Genomic DNA, 16,517 nt, shown 5'->3' on the forward strand with positions numbered 1-16,517 from the left:
GGGCAGACCGCTCGTCGCTCATACTAAAGGTTTTATGCTATAATTTACATAAATTACATAATGAGGTGATAAGATGGAGAATGAAAAATTAGTGTGCAAGGTTTGTGGTCGAGATAAATTTACGACTGGACAGGTGGGAGGTACTACAAGCCAAGGCAATATAAGACCTATTGGCGCAATTATGGCGGTAGGGTCACCACTCCAAATGACTTTTTGTAAAAACTGCGGGGAAGTTGCTTCATTTAAGGTGTTAAAACCACAGAATTTTAAATAATCGTTGAAAGGGTCACTGATAGGAAAGTGATCCTTTTTATATAGTGGACGTTTAAAAGGGGATAAGATTTAAAAGCATACATGATGCTCGACTTTGGTTATTTGAATACCATGATATGAAACCAGCCTTACAAGACAAACACCCTCTAATTGGTTAAAGGGTGTTTTGCTAATACATACTAGATAGAACTTCGATAAGCTCTTAAAGTTGAATGTAAGTTTGAATTCGAACTTGCGATTGTTTTTTTATAGTTATACATACCTAATGGGCTTAAATGATTAGAACTAGATCCTAATAAACCTTGCTTTACAGCACTTTTTAACGTATCAATTTGTTTGGTAGATAATTTAGAAGTTTTACTTTCTTCAAGAATTTTATTTACATTATTTATTTTTTCTTGATCCTCTTTTGATGTAGCTTTAACTTCCTTGTTCATTTGTCGCGTCAACCCATAATACTTAGACGAGGATCTACGTGACATTAAATATTGCATATTAGAAAATTTTGTCGTCATCATGATAAATTGTCACCTTCCCATTCACATTTTTAGTTCCATAGTTGTTATCGTACTGAACTTGAAAAGATTTAGTATATTTACTTTTTTTAGTAATTGATTTTCAAGTTTAATCAGACCAGATGATGGCACCTGTAAGCATTGAAAAAACGTTGAGACATATTATCAAGAACACAGTATTAAGTCAGTTGGATATAAACTATCATATCTACCACTGCCGAATAAGCATATATTGAATATGAAAGTAAGCGTTAATTACTGTTTATTTTGTAATTAATATATATTTAACGGATGGATTGAATTACAGAAGGAAAAAAAGTAATAGGTAAAGAATATTTATTGTAGAAGACCTGTTAAAACTAGATGAGTTTGTTGATAGGAGGGATACAATTTAACAAGTAATTTGTGATGATAGAGCTCTAAGTAAAATGAGAAGTCTGCTGCAAAAACAAAGAATAATTCTATGCTGTTAATAATTAACAGTACTATTAACGTTTGTTAATAGAAACGACATTAAATGGCTATAAAAATTAATAATTGAAGATGAAAGTACTTATTCCAAACTAAACTAAGGAGTGTTATTTTGAAAAATATTATAATTAGTATAGTATTTTTATCAAGTTTTGTCGTTTCATTTCTTTCAGTAAATACAGTCACCTTTGCTGCAGTTGATTTCTCTGATATTGAGAATTCCTATGCAAAAAATGCTATCAACGAGTTAGTGGAAAAAGGCATTATAAATGGTTATCCAGATGGTGAATTTAGACCAACATCAGCAATTACAAGACAAGATTTTGCTATAATTTTAGCGAAAGCACTGAATTTGAATCTAACTAACTCTCCAAGTACTCCAACATTTACCGATATTCCAACAACTCATTATGCTTATCCAGCTATCGAAGCAGCAGTTAAAGCTGGATTAATAAATGGGACAGGTGATGGGAAGTTCGGGGTTGGCTCAGGTTTAACACGTCAAGAAATGGCTACTCTATTTGCTAGAGCATTAGGTGGCGAATCTATTGGCCTTGGCGAGCAGCTTACTTTTGATGACCAACATAAAATTTCTGCTTGGGCAAGGGATGCGGTAGGTTTTGCAGTAACATCAAACCTAATGACAGGCGATACATTAAATCGTTTCAATCCACAAGCAATAGCTGAAAGACAACAAGTTGCCCTTGTTGCGTCTCGGTTTTTAAAGCAGATTGATAAAGTAACACCAGAACCAGAACCAAAGCCAGAACCAAAGCCAGAACCAAAGCCAGAACCAAAGCCAGAACCAAAGCCAGAGCCAAAACCGGTGCCAAAACCAGAGCCAACCCCAACCCCAGATCCTACACCAACACCAAGTGTAATTCCTGTAGTCGGGATTACATTGAATGAGGTAATAGAAAATCTTCAAATTGGTGAAACAAAGACACTAACAGTAACGGTTGTACCTGCAAATGCGACAAATAAACTTGTGAGATGGTCTTCATCAGATCTGAACGTTGCAACTGTTAACGGACAGGGGAAAGTAATAGCGACTGGTATAGGGACTGTGACCATAACAGCAACAACGGTAGATGGATTAAAAACAGCTTCAGTTACTTTCGCAGTGACCCATAGCAATGGTGCAGCGATTACTGGCGTAGGAACGTCATCATCTGTTTTACAAATGGGAGAGACTACTAGTAGAACAGCAGAAACAACCGAATCAGGCACCATAATGTGGTCATCAAGCAATACTAGTGTTGCAACAGTTCATTCTAGTACAGGTGAAATTACTGCTCACACACCGGGCACAACAACCATTTCGTATACTAGTAGTAATGGTAAAATGAATTCTGTGAGTCTCACTGTATATGATGAGGCAACAGCAAAAAGCCCAACATATTCGCAAGTACTGCAAATGGACGAAGTGATAACAGCTTCAGTAGGAGCAGGCTTATCTGCAACAGCAACAAACAAAAGTTTTGTAGCTGAACCAACAAGTGTAGCGACAGTGAATGCTACAACTGGCCAAGTAACAGCTATAAGTGCAGGTAGCTCAGTTATTACGTATGTAGGAATGGATGCTAATGGCGTAGTAATTGAAAAAGGTACGACAACTGTGACAGTTCATCCACAAGCAGCAGTAGCTGCAATACCCATGGTGCCAGCACCTTATTCAGTTATTGGCTGGGGCTCAGCAGCAACTAATTTCACGCCTTCAGGAGTCGGACAATCCATCATCTGGACTGTAACAAATGGTACAGGAGCTGCGATAATTCAGCAAAGTACAGGGGCTATAAGAGGTGTTACAGCTGGTGATGTAACGGTAAACTATAAAATAGTGGATAATAATACTAGAGTAGTGGCTTACAAGTCAGCACCCGTAACGGTAACAATTCCAGATACACCAAGAGTTAATATTTCACCACCATATGTTGATGGGGGGACAATTGGTGGATCTTATGCCATGTCAACTATTGTGAATTTGACGGTTGCCATAACAGGGGAAAACAATTCAACTGTCATTTTCAGTAATCCGAGAAGCAATGATGACAATATTGCCACTGCAACGATCACGGGTCCAAATCCTTCTGGACATGTTTTTTTAAATGTAGAGAAAAATGGTATTGGGGAAGCGCAGATAACATTTGATTACACAGATATTAACAATAAAACTGGTTCGATGACATGGACTTTTAATTTCCAATAGAACTAATTTTACAAGCTAAAGGATGCGTCTATGGACGTGTCCTTTTCTAGTGACTTTCATTCGTTTGAAAGTGGTTTACGGTAATCTATTATATTGAAAAGCTTGAAATAGAAACAATGATGGGAAATTATATAAAGATAGTCTTTTCATCAATTCTTACATCAATAACTACAAGGGTAATAAATAAATTTGAAATAGATTTTGTCAATACGAATATTTTACTCTTGGCATATCTATTGTTATTATGGTTGGTTTCTTTAGCTATAATTTTATGTTCACACTAAAAAGAGATAGAATAGAAATTTTATATTTGTTCTATTCCATTTCTAGTGGTCGTCTCAGAGAACAAAAGTTAATTCTCTGCATCGGTGAAAAACAACACATGCTGTGCCTACCCCTTAGAAATTATTATAATTTGTAATTATTTACATTTCCGAAAAGTATTAATTTATTTAATTAAAAATATATGTCAATTAGTCGTTTAAAAATAAATAAGATATAGGAGTTGATATAATTAATAAAACAAAGATTTATAAAGCGTTATTAATTTTGTTACCCATTAGCTTACTATTGAATTTATTTTTTGTAGTGACGTTTATAGAAAATAATTCGAGGAAACAAGAATACTTCATTTATAACCTAAACCTCAAATTATATGAATTAAATTTAGCAATAAACAATCAAAAAGAAAATGATTTTCAGGACCCTCAAATTGTAATGATTCAGCTAGATAAGGTAAAAGGTCTTTTAGTTGATTCGGTAATAACTAATAATTTCGCAAGTAGTGTGTTGAATGATAAAGAAAAAAAGATGCTACTGAGCATATACAATTTTTTAGAACCTTTGCCAAAAAGTGATTTATTTGAGGTAGAAAAATGGGGAAAAGCGGATACAGAATATATTTTAAGGGTTGGAGAAGCATTGAGTTTGTCTAACTATACTGCTAACAGCTTCCCTGAGCAAAATTGGAGTTCAGTTGTAAAACAATGGGAACAACTGGTTAAGGCATTTGAAACTGATTTTAATTAAGAAAACGTTGAGAGGATGCAGGGCAGATTGTTACTTGGACCATGGACAGAAACCATAAGTCATGATTAGCATGGGATATCGCAGTTTGCCCCCACACTCTTTATATGATGTGACAACACTAAGTCGAGTCGGTGCTATTGCAATAAAGCTTAGTATTACATGGGGTGGAGATTGGACAGCGAACATTGATCGTCCACATTTTGAAGTTAAACCAACTTGGATTATGCCAAAAGAATATAAAATTGAAGGACAAGTGATTATTCCCACTATAGCAAATACCAAGTGTAATTAATTGTGGAGGACAATACAGCTAAATCGATAGTGAAGGATGATGATACAATGGGATTTACGAATGAAATACTCAAAGCTGCAGCTTTTGATTACCTTAAGCAAGCAGTGGACAAAAAGCTTATCGATAAATCACATCCAGATAAATTTGATGCTGGTACATTGACGGATAGTGATTTTGAAGGTTTGAAGATTATAATTGCACATCGTAGCGCTTAACAGTAGATGCTCGTTAACTTAATTGGTAATGGGCTTTTTTATGTTTCTACTTACTGTCTCTCTTACTTTTTACATAAAATCAGAAAATCTCTTAGTGACCAAATGAAGAAAAGTAATGGTAAACCAGTAATGAATAAAAATCCTAAAATGAATGAAGCTATAGGGATTTCTCCGGTATCAGTTGCCATAACACCGATAAAAAGCCCTAATGGACTAGTCGCACAAAAAATCAATAAATTGGTCACGCAGGTAATGATAAAGATAAAAAATGGGTATACATAATAATCCAAACGATGCGAACGTCATTTAACTCGCCTTAATTTCACTTCTGGAAATTTCCCCTTAGAATGTTAGACCTTTAAAATCTTAACAATGTATTGCTCTAATTCATATATGTAATTATTTCCATAAACTAATACGTGATAAAATGTAAAGCCACTATCCGTTACACAAAAAAGTCACCAAAATCACGAAAAAAGTCACATTCCTCCCGAAAACCCACGAAATCAGGCGAAAAGCATGTCTTTGTACATTCACACAAAACCTTGCTATAATAAGGTTTGCGAATACATATGAAAGAGGGTAAAAGCATGAACGCTTATGATGAATATATGAAGCAGGTTGTGAAGCCGATGCGTGAGGAGCTTGTGGAGGCTGGTTTTACGGAGCTAACGACTGCGGATGCGGTGAATGAATTTATGGCGGAGACGAAGGGAACATCGTTAGTGGTGATTAACTCGGTTTGTGGTTGTGCGGCAGGGCTTGCTCGTCCAGCGGCGCGTGAGGCAATTGCAGCGGTGAAGCCAGATCATCTTGTGACGGTGTTTGCGGGGCAGGATCCAGAGGCGACTGCGGCGATGCGTGGTTATTTTGAGGATGTGCCACCTAGCTCACCATCTATGGCGATTTTAAAGGATGGGGAGTTGGCTTACTTTATCCCACGTGAACAAATTGAGGGATTCCCTGTGGAGCAGATTGTCTCTCATTTAACTGGCGTGTTAGAGCAAACATGCGAGAACTAAAAACGATTGTGACGACAGCGGGCAGACCAGATGATGTATCGATGGCGCTCGCTGCTTTTGCGTGTCAAGAATTAGGTGGTACGTTTGAGCCACGGAACAAGCGCTCTGTTCGTAAAATTTCGCAGGAGTTGCAGGCACATGTGATGGTCGCTGGGAAGAATCGCTTCGAGTATTATGCCTATGGGACGCAGGAGCCGTTTTTCTTTCACCCCAATTCTGCGGCGTTTCGATTAAAGCGTGTGGCCCGTGGTGAGGCAGAGCCTTTTTTGGAAGCGGCACAGCTTCAAGTGGGGGATTCGGTGTTGGATTGTACGTTAGGTTTAGCGGCAGATGCCATGTTAGCGGCTTATACAGTGGGTGAAGCAGGTCGTGTTGTGGGACTGGAAGCAAATCCAAATGTAGCGTTTATTGTTAGACAGGGGATGCAAACCTATGATACATCCGAGCTACCGTTAACTGCCTGTATGCGACACATCGAGGTAATACAGTCAGAGGCTGTTCGCTATTTAAACACCTTACCAGACAATGCATTTGATGTGGTTTATTTGGACCCGATGTTTGAGAAGGTTATTGAAGAGGCCAATAATTTTCAGGCACTACGGCTAGCAGGGGAGCATGTCACATTAACCGATGAATGGGTTCATGAAGCCAAACGTGTAGCGAAAAAGCGTGTGGTGTTAAAGGCACATTTTCGCTCAGAGTGGTTTGCGACCTATGGCTTTCAGCAGCATGAACGGATAACTGCAAAATTTCATTATGGTGTGTTAGAGGTCTGAACAAAATCTAATTAATAAATGGCTAGTACGAAAAAATAGTACAGTATGTTAGGAGAAATATCCTAACATACTGATTTTTGCTATTCATAATTCCTTGAGCTTTTGTAAACAAAATTCTAATGTTCATTTATATAATTTTTTCTCGAAAATTCCAGTTTTTTAAGATTACTCAATTTAAAGAACAGGTATTGTTTGTTGAAGCAATCCCTTTATTTCCTTTGCATAGGATTCTTTATGGAAATTTTCAGCGTGAATGTACAATTGCTCAGAGGCTCTTGTAATACCTACATACATGGTTTTTCGGTATTTCAATGCCTCTTCCTTTACAGAAGTAGAGATGAATCTATCTGTATCTAATAAAAATACAATTGGAGCTTCTAATCCTTTAGCTGATTGATAAGTAGTCACAATAATTTTCTGCTCAGTCGATGCTTTTTTCTTTATTAGTTCGGCTTTTGCTTGCAGTACTTTTGGAAGTGTTTTGAAAAAAGCCTGGGCTCTATACCAATCTTTACAGAGTACCATTATATCGTTTGGAGTGTAGCCAACTTTATAAATCAATTCCTCAATCTTTATAGCTACTTCTTCAAGTTCTCCTTCAATCGTACCAATGCCATTTTCGACCGAATTCTCATACTCAATTTCCTTCATGGGGCAATAAAACTTCTCTACCTCAGCCTTTAATTTATCATCTACACTTAAAAATTGCAGAGCTAAATCAATGTGTTCATTGGCAGAACGATAGGCTTTTTTTAGTAATTTACTTCTGCCGCGCATGTCTAAAATAGGGTCAATTTCTGTCCAAGGTGTATCTGTTGAACGGTAGAGACTTTGTAAGCGATCACCAGCTAAAAATAAATTAATGCTGTTTTTTTCTTCTTTTTTACTATCAAAAGTTTTAAAAGGCTTACAGCTTTGAACGGCTAAACGAATCCAATCGTCTAAAAAATCTTGGTATTCATCAATTAAAATTGCATCATATTTTGGTTTTGCTTTTTCCAAGGACAAACTTGGTAAATCATAGTCCCACCATTTTTGCTGTTCATCACCAGATAATTTGGGAATAGGGACATGAGCTACATCTAGTGCAAATTTATGAAAGGTACTAATTTCCATATTCTCAACATGTATATCTAAAAATGATAAATTTTCTGCTAAGCTATTAACTTTTTGCTCTAGTTTTGTGGCTAAGCTTCTATTGTATGTCAGAATACGAATATTCCAATCGGGGTTTTCTCTAAGTAAATGAATAGCTCTTGCTAAAAGCATAACTGTTTTTCCACTGCCAGGAACACCTGTTACCATGTAATGACCATATGAGATATTTTTGGCAAACCGTTCTTGCTCGGCATCTAATGCAGTAATTAATTCCTGAGTGTAATTTTCGTTTGTAGATAATATTTGAATTTCTGGGAAAATAATGGTTCTAATTATCTTTAAAAATTGAGGACTCACAGGCTTAATCTCTGAAAATAGGTCTGATATTTCTAAAATGTTAAAATCCTCTGAAAGTAGATAGTTGGCAGGTTTTTGATCAAAAACATCTGCTAAGTGATTTTCTTCAAAGGCAGCTCTTTTTAGATGAGGTAAAATAGCATAGGAAGAGAACTTCACATCGAGTTCACCTTGCGCGTTGTATAATCTATCATCCATTGAGAATAAACCTTCTAGCGACTTATAGTATTGACCAGCTTTAAATACAGGATTTTCTAATTTCTCACCTTGGATATTTTTAAATTCTAGACGAGTCCAAGATGCTAGGTATTCAATACTCCAATCCTTCACTTCCAAAATACTTACACCTCTTAAACAATCAATCAAAATAAAATCTGGAATAAGATTTTTAATTTTGGGTTGAATGTAGAGGTAGGCATCGCTTTTTTGTGCTTTATATAGATTTTTAATTTTATTAAGTATACTGCGCTCACCCTTAGTTAAGGTAGGAAGATCATTTGGTATGATATGTAGCAAGTTTTTAACCCCCAAATATTAGTATATTATACAATATTTAAAATATACTATATATTGTAAAAAAACACAACTTTAGTCTTGTAGTTAATTGGTATTATTTGAAGTTAAACATTTGGGAACTAAATTACGAACTAATCTTCAGCGAAGCTTTATAAGCATATTAAGCTATATAATTGAAGTAGAAAAATACATAAAATTATGTTCCATATATTTAATTTTACATATTAAATTTGTTGTGCTATAATAAAAAATGTGCTATTTTAGGTAGCATATTTCCGTAATCTGGCATTCTGCTTTTTGTTTTTGTAGATACTTATTCACACTGGCGCATGCTTTGGGGCTGCAAGGACGCAAAAGATGGTAGGGTTTGCGTTGCTTAAGTTAGAAGGCACACAGTGGAATTTTACCGCGGTGATGAAACGAATTTGGTTTCAAGATAATATTCCCCAGACGATTGGGTTGAGACTTTTACAATTTACGAGAATGTTACCTATAAATACTAAAGGGGTAGTTTCGCAACAGCGAGGCTGCCCCTTGTCTAATTTTAAAGCCTGTCATGTTCAACCATGACAGGCCTTTTTGGTATACATTACCGTTTACTCTCTTCCATAAATAAGTGATAATAAAAGCATGAATTTTGGTAAAAATCTAAATTCTGCATAAAAAATCAGAAAAATCAAAAAGGTGAGGGATGTCAATGGGAAATATCGACACACTATCGACGAATGTCGTGACACAATTAGAAGAAATGGTTACACGGCAAGACAGTATGGATCAGCTAGTATCACGCTATTGCCAAGAAAGACTGCTTTATCGTCTATCTGTATCCTCCTATGAAGATCAATTTTATCTAGATGGGGATCTACTTTTATTTGCTTTAACAAATGGTTTGGTGAACCATTCCAAAGAAGTCACGCTGACAGCGCAAGCAAGCGTTCATCAACACGATATAGTGAAACAGGCCTTTAATGAAATTTGCTCACTAGCAATACCAGCGGATGGTATTGAATGGAATGCACAGCAGATCAAATCGTCCGTATCGAATGACAATATTCAACTAAGCATACCAGCTACATTGGGCAAAATGACAGTATACATAGAAGTAAGGATTACCTTTAAAGAAAGATTGCGAATAACACCAAAGACTATTATTTTTCCGAGCTTGCTAGACAATAAGGCTGCGGTGGTTTATACATATCCAACAGAATTCGTGCTTGCACAAAAATTTATCGAAATTTACCAGTACCCAGCATTAGAAAAGACTGAAAAAACAATAAATGAAGTACAACAATTGTTACAAACGCAAACTATTGAAGGACGAAGATTGCAGGCATATATTGTGGACTTATTTGATCGACATCATTTTACAATCGAGCTAACTTCTACACTCGAGATGTCAGGGATTCTGAAACAATTCTTTATCCCTATTTATGAAGCTATTTTGGCTGAGGACGAATTTTTCAAGCAATGGAACAATCGAGTATGGCAATGAGGAGAGGGACCCGCAAATCATCTACGGTTTGCGGGTTTTTGCATGGCTATTATTCAGTAATTTATTAGGGGAATACATTTGTATGTCCCATGAAGGGTCTCTTCTTTTTATTAAAATGTAGGCTAAAGTGTATCTGTTGCACGAATAGATAAAGTTGAATCGTATTATGTCATGAAGGAGGTTAGGTGAAAAATATGATAAAGTTTGCTGGCTTAAGTGTGCAAGAAATTGTTCAAACATATAGTGACACCCTTATACGAATTGCTGTGCAACAGACCAAAAATATGGCTGAGGCAGAGGACATTGTGCAGGAGGTTTATATGACACTGATGAGGCAGAACAAGCCCTTCGCTCATGAAGCACATTTAAAGGCTTGGCTCATAAAGGTGACATTCAATAAGTGCAAGGATTATTTTAAGTCTCCACGGGTGAAGAAGACGATACCCATTACAGACGAAATGGCCTTTATTGCCAAGGAGGAGCAGATGGTTCTTACTGAAATTTTTGAGCTTCCTCCAGAAGAGAGAGTCATTGTTTATTTACATTATTACGAGGGCTATACAACAGCAGAGATGGCTGATTTATTAGAGATCAACGTAAATACAGTAGGCTCAAAGCTCAGAAGGGCACGAATGAAGCTGAAAACGATTCTAGAAGAGGGGAGCAAAGTATGGTGAATGCTTATAAGAATGTGATGAAGCAGATTCATGCTTCTGAGGAATTTAAGCGTAAAATGCAGGAAGAGATGATGGAATATGAAAAGAGGTCCTTTATGAAAAAAGTAAGAATTAGTGTTGGAAGCTTAGTAGCCTGTGCAGTGATTGCTGTCCTTGCTATGGTAAATATAAATCATGACACACCAATTGATTTGACGGAGAGAATTGTTGCGGACCATTCAGCTCCTGCGGCAAGTGCGCTAGTAAATATCGAAGGGACCATTACAGAAGTCGGAGCAGATGGGCTGAGCTTTACATTGGATAACGGTATGAAAGTAGTCGTGACAGACAAAACCAAAATAGGAATAGATGGACCGACAGCACCACCGAAGGAGGAACAGCTATTTGAGCCTACTTTTAGAGTAGGTAATTTAATTGGCGGCTATACAGAAGATACCTCCTCAAACCCAGTTCAGGCTGCTGCCATTTATACAAATTGGAATTTTGAACATCCAATACGATAAAGATTTAGATACTCAAAAAAGAATTTCCTAAGGGAGATTCTTTTTTTATATCTTCCGATTAACTATTTATTCCTTTTTATCCTAAAAACGAGATTGAATAATACTATTTATAAAGAAATGATTATTTTTATACAAAAAAGTATTGTCTAAAGAGAATATTGTCACTATAATTTACGTAATAGTCTTACATTTCCGAATTGCGAAAAATAATACGCATTATGGAAAAAATATCATACTAGGGGGATGGGCTATGAAAAGAAATTTAATGGTGTTGCTTACAATTATGGCAGCTTTCACGCTAGTTTTAGCGGGTTGCGGCTCGAAAGACAATACATCATCAGGTGATGGAGATAGTAAAAAAGTTTATAAGGTAGGTACTGAGGCTACATTTGCACCTATCGTTTCTCTTGATGATAAAGGGAATATTGTAGGGATTGATGTGGATGTGCTACAAGCAATCGCGGATGAAATGGATTTTGAAGTGAAGTGGGAAAGTATTGGTTGGGAGCCTGTATTCCAAACAATTAAAAATGGTGAAACAGATATTGGTGGTGCAGGGATTACCATTACGGACGAGCGTAAGGAAACATTTGATTTTACTGAGCCGTATTACGAATCTCAATTATTAATCGTGGTGAAAGAAGATTCAAAGATCCAATCATTGGATGAATTAAAAGACAAAAAGATTTCAGTACAAATTAATGCAACTGGTCATATGGCTGCCAAAAAGCTACAGGGTGAATCTAGTCCCAACATTTTTGCTTTCGAAAATCAACCAATTGCTATTCAAGAGATGCTGAATGGCAACGTAGAAGCGGCGATTGGAGATAATTCAGTTGTTTATGAATATATCAAGGCACATCCAAATGACAAAATCAAAGTAATTAAAGATGATTCCTTCGAAAAAGAATACTATGGTTTCATGGTCCAAAAGGGAAACAAAGAGCTTTTAGATAAGTTAAATGAAGGCCTTAAAAAGATTAAAGAAAACGGTAAGTTAAAAGAAATTACAGGTTCAGACTTTTAGTAATAAATAAACCGTAGAAGCTCACCTCATGGGAGTTCTACGGTTATTTTTTAGGTGCTAATCTTGCGCTTCAGCAACTGTTTTGACCCGTTCTAAAAATTGTACGACTTCTTTGTCCGATGCAAACAATAAAAATAATTTGACGAACCATTTTAACGCATTATTTGTTACGGTATAAGTAAAGGAAGTCACTGTTTCATTTATTTTGTTTAAGTCATAGTAAGCCGTAATTTCAAACATATTAGCGAGTACTTTCAATATTTTTTTATCAGGTGTATTCGAATTCATACGCTTCGATACGTTTTCCTTCTTTATATTTTTGGCGATAAATAACTGCCAACCACTTCTTCCGTTACTTTTACAGGCTTGTTTTCAATTACCTGTGGCATAATCTTCTGCATATCAGCTAAAGAGCCATCAAGTAATTTCCAAACGTTTTCGATGGGGGCATTTATGTTTATTTGTCCTTGTTTTCATCCAAACACCTCAACTATAGTCACATGATTATTAACAATTTGAAGAGATGAGGGAGAGAAAACAAAAAAGAAAGCCGATGTAGCTCCAACCTTCTTATTTGCACTGACAGGTCTACTTTATTAGGTTTGCTGATGGGGAGACTAATCCTATTAATGGAATAGCTATGCGTTAGTTTTCATCTTTTATTTTCCAGTCGTTGTAAACGATATCTTGAAGTACATTTTTCAGTTGTACAAATTGCTGCTCCGAGATATTAGATTGCTTCATCACTTGGCGGGACACTTCAGGTAGTTTCCTTCTTACATCTACGCCTTCCTTAGTTAAATATATTTTCATTAATCGTTCGTCCTCCTTAGAACGCTCACGACAAATGTAATTCTTTGCCTCTAATTTTTTTAACAACGGTGTTAATGTTCCTGAATCTAAAAATAAACGTTGGCCCAATTCTTTCACCGTTATCTGTTCGTTTTCCTCTAAAGCTAATAAAGTGATATAGCCTGTATAAGTAAGATCGTAAGGCTTCAATAATAATGTATATTGCCGAGTGATTTCCTTTGATGTTGCATACAAAAGAAAGCACAGCTGATTATCTAAATGATTAGGCATAAAAATCCCCTCTTAAAGTTCTTCTTCTACCATTTATATTAAAAATAAAGTTCCTACTTGTCAAACGCAATTAAATTGTGTACAATTCAATTTGTGGAAATTAAATTGTATACAATTTAATTAATAACAAAAGATAAGGGGTTTTCAGTTATGAAAGAATTATACGCAACTACAATGATTAATGAAGGTGGCCGTAGTGGCACATCCTATGCAGAAGATCAATCTTTATCGTTAAAAATTGCACCACCAGGCTCCAAATTAGCCGATGTGACAAACCCAGAACAATTATTTGCAGCTGGCTATAGTGCTTGTTTTAATAGTGCATTAGATTTAATTAAACGCCAAAAGAAACTAAAAAATGCATCAACAATTAAAGTAACAGTGAAATTAATGGAGCAAGCTTCTTTTGACTATGTGCTTGCAGTGGAAATCGAAGGGCATATTGAAGGACTAGCAGTGGAGGAAGCACAGGAATTATTAGAGGTCACACATACGGTGTGCCCATATTCAAAAGCCACAATGGGCAATATTAATGTAACAATAAAAGCAGTTTAAATTGTGAAAAGAGGGAAACTACATGTTATCAACTACATCATTAAAACAAATTATGCAAATGCGTAAATCTGTTCGTAAATACAATGCAGAGACTAAAATTCCGCGTGAAACAATCATGCAGCTGTTGCAGGATGCTACTTCAGCACCTTCTTCAAGTAATATGCAGCCATGGCGCTTTCTTGTGATTGATGATAAGGAAATTCAGAAGAATATTAACTTCTTTTCATTTAATCAAGAGCAAATCGAAACAGCCTCTGCTATTATTGCTGTCATTGGTGATATAGAGATGTATGTAAATGCTGAGGAAATCTATGCAAAAAATGTGGAGCTGGGCTATATGCCAGAACCAATTGCCAATAAGCTTGCACAAGATGCGCTGACAATGTATGGTTCAGCACCAACAAAAACATTAGAAAATATCGTACATTTTGATGCTGGCTTAGTATCGATGCAAATCATGCTATTAGCGAAGGAAATGGGCTATGATACCGTTCCGATGGGTGGGTTTGATAAAGCAAAATTCGCTGAATACATGGAATTATCAGCAAATGAAATTCCTACTTTATTATTAGCCATTGGTGAAGCGGCAGCCCCAGCATATGGTTCTTCACGCCTACCAATAGACCGCATTGTTCGCTTTAATAAATAATTTCAAGCAATGTCCTTGATACACGTGAGGACATTGCTTTTTTAAAGATTTTTTAGGAGTGAATAGGATGTCTTCATTAACTTTTATTTTAAGCTTAGTCGTAGCAGCTGAGCATTTGTATATTATGTATTTAGAAACGTTTGCTACTACTTCTAAAAGAACAGCAAGAACATTTAATCTGTCTGAAGTAGCGTTAGAAAATGGAAATGTTCAAGTTCTTTTCAAAAATCAAGGCGTTTATAATGGTCTGATTGCGATCGCCTTATTGTATGGATTATTTTTGTCACATCAGCAAACGGAAATGGTCGCCATTTTTTTAATCTTTGTAATTATTGTCGCTTTGTATGGTAGCTTAACAAGCTCTAAATCGATTCTATTAAAACAAGGTGGACCTGCTATTTTAGCACTTATTAGTTTATTTTTTTAAAGGAATCCCTACAGAATGCGTAAGATGTTTTTATTTTTATTTAATCATAAAAACTTAATGTAAACTTGTCACCCTATCCTACACATCAGGAGCTTTATCAAAGATATAAGCAGAAGCCAAAGCAACAGCAAAGGTATTTGGATACTGTTCTTTTTAAATAAATGCTTGATGCATCTATAACTGTTAGAAAAAGTATTATTGTTCAATGAGTTAAAAAGATTAAATGATATAATTTTTGATGGAAATATTCTTCGAGCTATTACCTACCATCGATATACGCTCAGCTAAGCGAAAGCTAGGACAGGACAACTTTAATTTCAATTATAACACTCATGTAGAGAGTAGTTGTTTTTTTGCTATAGGGTCATTGAAGGTAGTAATGCTTATTGCAAAAATGGGTATAATTTGAAATAATTTAATGAAACACTCGTAAATGGGAGGGCGAAAATGCGGTACTTTACAGGTTACAGCTTGTTAATAATGTTCACCTTGTTGTTTTTAATTGGATGTGCAGGAGTTGAAAAGGAAAAATCCCCATCAGATACTAAAATAACCATTGAGCCCTACAACATGAGTGAAAAAGAAACCTTACTCATCAGTAAAACAGGTGTAGAGCAAATTAATTTTTTCAAGTTGAATGGCACTTTGAAAGAAGATGATGATTTGCAATTTTCAGTGGAAGTGTTTGAAAATGGGAAGTTTAAAGAGGAGTTACTAAAGACTTGGGGTGAACTCGAGACAAAATATAATGATAGCCTTATTTCTTTTGGAATAAGTGACAGTAGGGACGAAGACCATTCTTTAAAACTGTTAAATGGTATACCTTCTGGGCTTGCCACAACATTTTATTCGAATAACATGACAACTTCATCTTTCAGCTTACTAATTGACGAAAAAATGACTTTAGAAAAAAATAAACCTATTTATTTAACAGCGTGGCTAGGCACTACTAAAAACGAACTATATTCTGGTAGAGGCAGAAATGGGGAACTACCCCCGGGTATTGAAGGAGCTGAACTTGCATATTTTTACAAAGTTCTATGGACGGATAAATAAAAGAGATAAGTTCTATCAAATCCAAAATGTTTGTAGGTAGGCTTGTGAGATATCTGCCTTGACACCCTGTTTTGTCGCAACCTGTTCAGAAGTTTTTGGTAAAACACTGAGTTTACCATCTATCTCAAGTAATGCATATTGTACATCTTGTACAGAGAAAATAGCTTGTTCGCGTAACATCATTGTTAACTCTTCCATATGCATTCTATTTTTTATAAAGGCAGACTCTAAAAGATGTGAATTAACTTGTGTAAAAAGCTCCAAGAGTATACGAC

20 protein-coding genes are annotated in these 16,517 nt (G+C 35.9%); 15 read left to right on the forward strand and 5 right to left on the reverse strand.

Annotated elements, in window-relative coordinates; all coding sequences use genetic code 11:
- The first annotated feature begins 73 nt into the window (after positions 1 to 73).
- Positions 74 to 274, forward strand: coding sequence for a hypothetical protein (locus NP781_RS08815; RefSeq protein ID WP_257522042.1), 201 nt, complete (start codon positions 74 to 76; stop codon positions 272 to 274).
- A 178-nt stretch (positions 275 to 452) separates the two neighbouring features.
- On the opposite strand, the gene NP781_RS08820 is transcribed toward NP781_RS08815, so the two are convergent.
- On the reverse strand, positions 453 to 710 hold the full coding sequence (locus NP781_RS08820) for a hypothetical protein (protein WP_257522043.1): 258 nt from the start codon (positions 708 to 710) through the stop codon (positions 453 to 455).
- Positions 711 to 1,371: 661 nt separating this feature from the next.
- Between NP781_RS08820 and NP781_RS08825 the strand changes: the two genes are divergently transcribed.
- From NP781_RS08825 to NP781_RS08850, 6 genes are all read left to right on the forward strand, one after another.
- Positions 1,372 to 3,468: an S-layer homology domain-containing protein gene (locus NP781_RS08825; RefSeq protein ID WP_257522044.1), complete on the forward strand. Its 2,097-nt coding sequence runs from the start codon at positions 1,372 to 1,374 to the stop codon at positions 3,466 to 3,468.
- A 570-nt stretch (positions 3,469 to 4,038) separates the two neighbouring features.
- Positions 4,039 to 4,497 (forward strand): hypothetical protein, encoded by a 459-nt coding sequence (locus NP781_RS08830; protein WP_257522045.1) that lies wholly within the window; start codon positions 4,039 to 4,041, stop codon positions 4,495 to 4,497.
- Positions 4,498 to 4,582: 85 nt separating this feature from the next.
- A complete protein-coding gene (locus NP781_RS08835; protein ID WP_257522046.1) occupies positions 4,583 to 4,789 on the forward strand; it encodes a M15 family metallopeptidase in 207 nt (68 codons plus the stop codon).
- A 2-nt stretch (positions 4,790 to 4,791) separates the two neighbouring features.
- Positions 4,792 to 5,004, forward strand: coding sequence for a hypothetical protein (locus tag NP781_RS08840; protein WP_257522047.1), 213 nt, complete (start codon positions 4,792 to 4,794; stop codon positions 5,002 to 5,004).
- A 590-nt stretch (positions 5,005 to 5,594) separates the two neighbouring features.
- Positions 5,595 to 6,026, forward strand: coding sequence for a BrxA/BrxB family bacilliredoxin (locus NP781_RS08845; RefSeq protein WP_004228455.1), 432 nt, complete (start codon positions 5,595 to 5,597; stop codon positions 6,024 to 6,026).
- Positions 6,014 to 6,802: a class I SAM-dependent methyltransferase gene (locus NP781_RS08850; protein WP_257522048.1), complete on the forward strand. Its 789-nt coding sequence runs from the start codon at positions 6,014 to 6,016 to the stop codon at positions 6,800 to 6,802. The genes NP781_RS08845 and NP781_RS08850 overlap by 13 nt, the downstream gene beginning before the upstream one ends.
- A gap of 174 nt (positions 6,803 to 6,976) precedes the next feature.
- Here NP781_RS08850 and NP781_RS08855 read toward each other — a convergent pair whose 3' ends face one another.
- Entirely contained in the window at positions 6,977 to 8,773 is a 1,797-nt protein-coding gene (locus NP781_RS08855) for a UvrD-helicase domain-containing protein (protein WP_257522049.1), read from the reverse strand.
- 697 nt (positions 8,774 to 9,470) lie between these two features.
- On the opposite strand from NP781_RS08855, the gene NP781_RS08860 reads away from it, so the two are divergent.
- From NP781_RS08860 to NP781_RS08875, 4 genes are all read left to right on the forward strand, one after another.
- Positions 9,471 to 10,265: a nucleotidyl transferase AbiEii/AbiGii toxin family protein gene (locus tag NP781_RS08860; protein WP_257522050.1), complete on the forward strand. Its 795-nt coding sequence runs from the start codon at positions 9,471 to 9,473 to the stop codon at positions 10,263 to 10,265.
- A gap of 194 nt (positions 10,266 to 10,459) precedes the next feature.
- On the forward strand, positions 10,460 to 10,942 hold the full coding sequence (locus tag NP781_RS08865; RefSeq protein ID WP_257522516.1) for an RNA polymerase sigma factor: 483 nt from the start codon (positions 10,460 to 10,462) through the stop codon (positions 10,940 to 10,942).
- Positions 10,936 to 11,445: a hypothetical protein gene (locus NP781_RS08870; RefSeq protein WP_257522051.1), complete on the forward strand. Its 510-nt coding sequence runs from the start codon at positions 10,936 to 10,938 to the stop codon at positions 11,443 to 11,445. Before NP781_RS08865 ends, NP781_RS08870 begins: the two co-directional genes overlap by 7 nt.
- 250 nt (positions 11,446 to 11,695) lie before the next feature.
- Entirely contained in the window at positions 11,696 to 12,472 is a 777-nt protein-coding gene (locus NP781_RS08875; RefSeq protein ID WP_004228443.1) for a basic amino acid ABC transporter substrate-binding protein, read from the forward strand.
- A gap of 57 nt (positions 12,473 to 12,529) precedes the next feature.
- Here the strand turns inward: NP781_RS08875 and NP781_RS25515 are convergent, their stop codons facing one another.
- Together NP781_RS25515 and NP781_RS08885 are read right to left on the reverse strand one after the other, a co-directional pair.
- A complete protein-coding gene (locus NP781_RS25515; protein ID WP_306831351.1) occupies positions 12,530 to 12,760 on the reverse strand; it encodes a hypothetical protein in 231 nt (76 codons plus the stop codon).
- 357 nt (positions 12,761 to 13,117) lie between these two features.
- The gene (locus NP781_RS08885) at positions 13,118 to 13,555 is read right to left on the reverse strand and encodes a MarR family winged helix-turn-helix transcriptional regulator (RefSeq protein WP_054549302.1); all 438 of its coding nucleotides are present in this window, start codon (positions 13,553 to 13,555) and stop codon (positions 13,118 to 13,120) included.
- Between the two features lie 150 nt (positions 13,556 to 13,705).
- Between NP781_RS08885 and NP781_RS08890 the strand changes: the two genes are divergently transcribed.
- The 4 genes from NP781_RS08890 to NP781_RS08905 all read left to right on the forward strand — a co-directional run bounded on the left by NP781_RS08890 (position 13,706) and on the right by NP781_RS08905 (position 16,242).
- Positions 13,706 to 14,110: an Ohr family peroxiredoxin gene (locus tag NP781_RS08890; RefSeq protein ID WP_004228436.1), complete on the forward strand. Its 405-nt coding sequence runs from the start codon at positions 13,706 to 13,708 to the stop codon at positions 14,108 to 14,110.
- A gap of 22 nt (positions 14,111 to 14,132) precedes the next feature.
- Positions 14,133 to 14,759: a nitroreductase family protein gene (locus NP781_RS08895; protein ID WP_257522052.1), complete on the forward strand. Its 627-nt coding sequence runs from the start codon at positions 14,133 to 14,135 to the stop codon at positions 14,757 to 14,759.
- Between the two features lie 67 nt (positions 14,760 to 14,826).
- Complete coding sequence (locus NP781_RS08900; RefSeq protein WP_221679849.1) at positions 14,827 to 15,186, forward strand: DUF1304 domain-containing protein; 360 nt, start codon at positions 14,827 to 14,829, stop codon at positions 15,184 to 15,186.
- Positions 15,187 to 15,633: 447 nt separating this feature from the next.
- Positions 15,634 to 16,242, forward strand: a complete 609-nt coding sequence (locus tag NP781_RS08905; RefSeq protein WP_257522053.1) for a hypothetical protein — start codon at positions 15,634 to 15,636, stop codon at positions 16,240 to 16,242.
- A 15-nt stretch (positions 16,243 to 16,257) separates the two neighbouring features.
- Here NP781_RS08905 and NP781_RS08910 read toward each other — a convergent pair whose 3' ends face one another.
- Complete coding sequence (locus NP781_RS08910; protein ID WP_255600576.1) at positions 16,258 to 16,425, reverse strand: YetF domain-containing protein; 168 nt, start codon at positions 16,423 to 16,425, stop codon at positions 16,258 to 16,260.
- Positions 16,426 to 16,517 lie beyond the last annotated feature (92 nt).

The sequence above is a fragment of the Lysinibacillus sp. FN11 genome (assembly GCF_024628845.1).
GTDB classification, from domain to species: Bacteria; Bacillota; Bacilli; order Bacillales_A; family Planococcaceae; genus Lysinibacillus; species Lysinibacillus capsici.

Excerpts from the sequence above, each read along its gene's own strand:
- NP781_RS08890 (WP_004228436.1), top strand. The coding sequence starts at position 13,706 with ATGAAAGAATTATACGCAACTACAATGATTAATGAAGGTGGCCGTAGT.
- NP781_RS08850 (WP_257522048.1), top strand. The coding sequence starts at position 6,014 with ATGCGAGAACTAAAAACGATTGTGACGACAGCGGGCAGACCAGATGAT.
- NP781_RS08905 (WP_257522053.1), top strand. The coding sequence starts at position 15,634 with ATGCGGTACTTTACAGGTTACAGCTTGTTAATAATGTTCACCTTGTTG.
- NP781_RS08860 (WP_257522050.1), top strand. The coding sequence starts at position 9,471 with ATGGGAAATATCGACACACTATCGACGAATGTCGTGACACAATTAGAA.
- NP781_RS08815 (WP_257522042.1), top strand. The coding sequence starts at position 74 with ATGGAGAATGAAAAATTAGTGTGCAAGGTTTGTGGTCGAGATAAATTT.
- NP781_RS08845 (WP_004228455.1), top strand. The coding sequence starts at position 5,595 with ATGAACGCTTATGATGAATATATGAAGCAGGTTGTGAAGCCGATGCGT.
- NP781_RS08870 (WP_257522051.1), top strand. The coding sequence starts at position 10,936 with ATGGTGAATGCTTATAAGAATGTGATGAAGCAGATTCATGCTTCTGAG.
- NP781_RS08820 (WP_257522043.1), bottom strand. The coding sequence starts at position 710 with ATGAACAAGGAAGTTAAAGCTACATCAAAAGAGGATCAAGAAAAAATA.
- NP781_RS25515 (WP_306831351.1), bottom strand. The coding sequence starts at position 12,760 with ATGAATTCGAATACACCTGATAAAAAAATATTGAAAGTACTCGCTAAT.
- NP781_RS08900 (WP_221679849.1), top strand. The coding sequence starts at position 14,827 with ATGTCTTCATTAACTTTTATTTTAAGCTTAGTCGTAGCAGCTGAGCAT.
- NP781_RS08885 (WP_054549302.1), bottom strand. The coding sequence starts at position 13,555 with ATGCCTAATCATTTAGATAATCAGCTGTGCTTTCTTTTGTATGCAACA.
- NP781_RS08895 (WP_257522052.1), top strand. The coding sequence starts at position 14,133 with ATGTTATCAACTACATCATTAAAACAAATTATGCAAATGCGTAAATCT.
- NP781_RS08910 (WP_255600576.1), bottom strand. The coding sequence starts at position 16,425 with ATGATGTTACGCGAACAAGCTATTTTCTCTGTACAAGATGTACAATAT.
- NP781_RS08865 (WP_257522516.1), top strand. The coding sequence starts at position 10,460 with ATGATAAAGTTTGCTGGCTTAAGTGTGCAAGAAATTGTTCAAACATAT.
- NP781_RS08875 (WP_004228443.1), top strand. The coding sequence starts at position 11,696 with ATGAAAAGAAATTTAATGGTGTTGCTTACAATTATGGCAGCTTTCACG.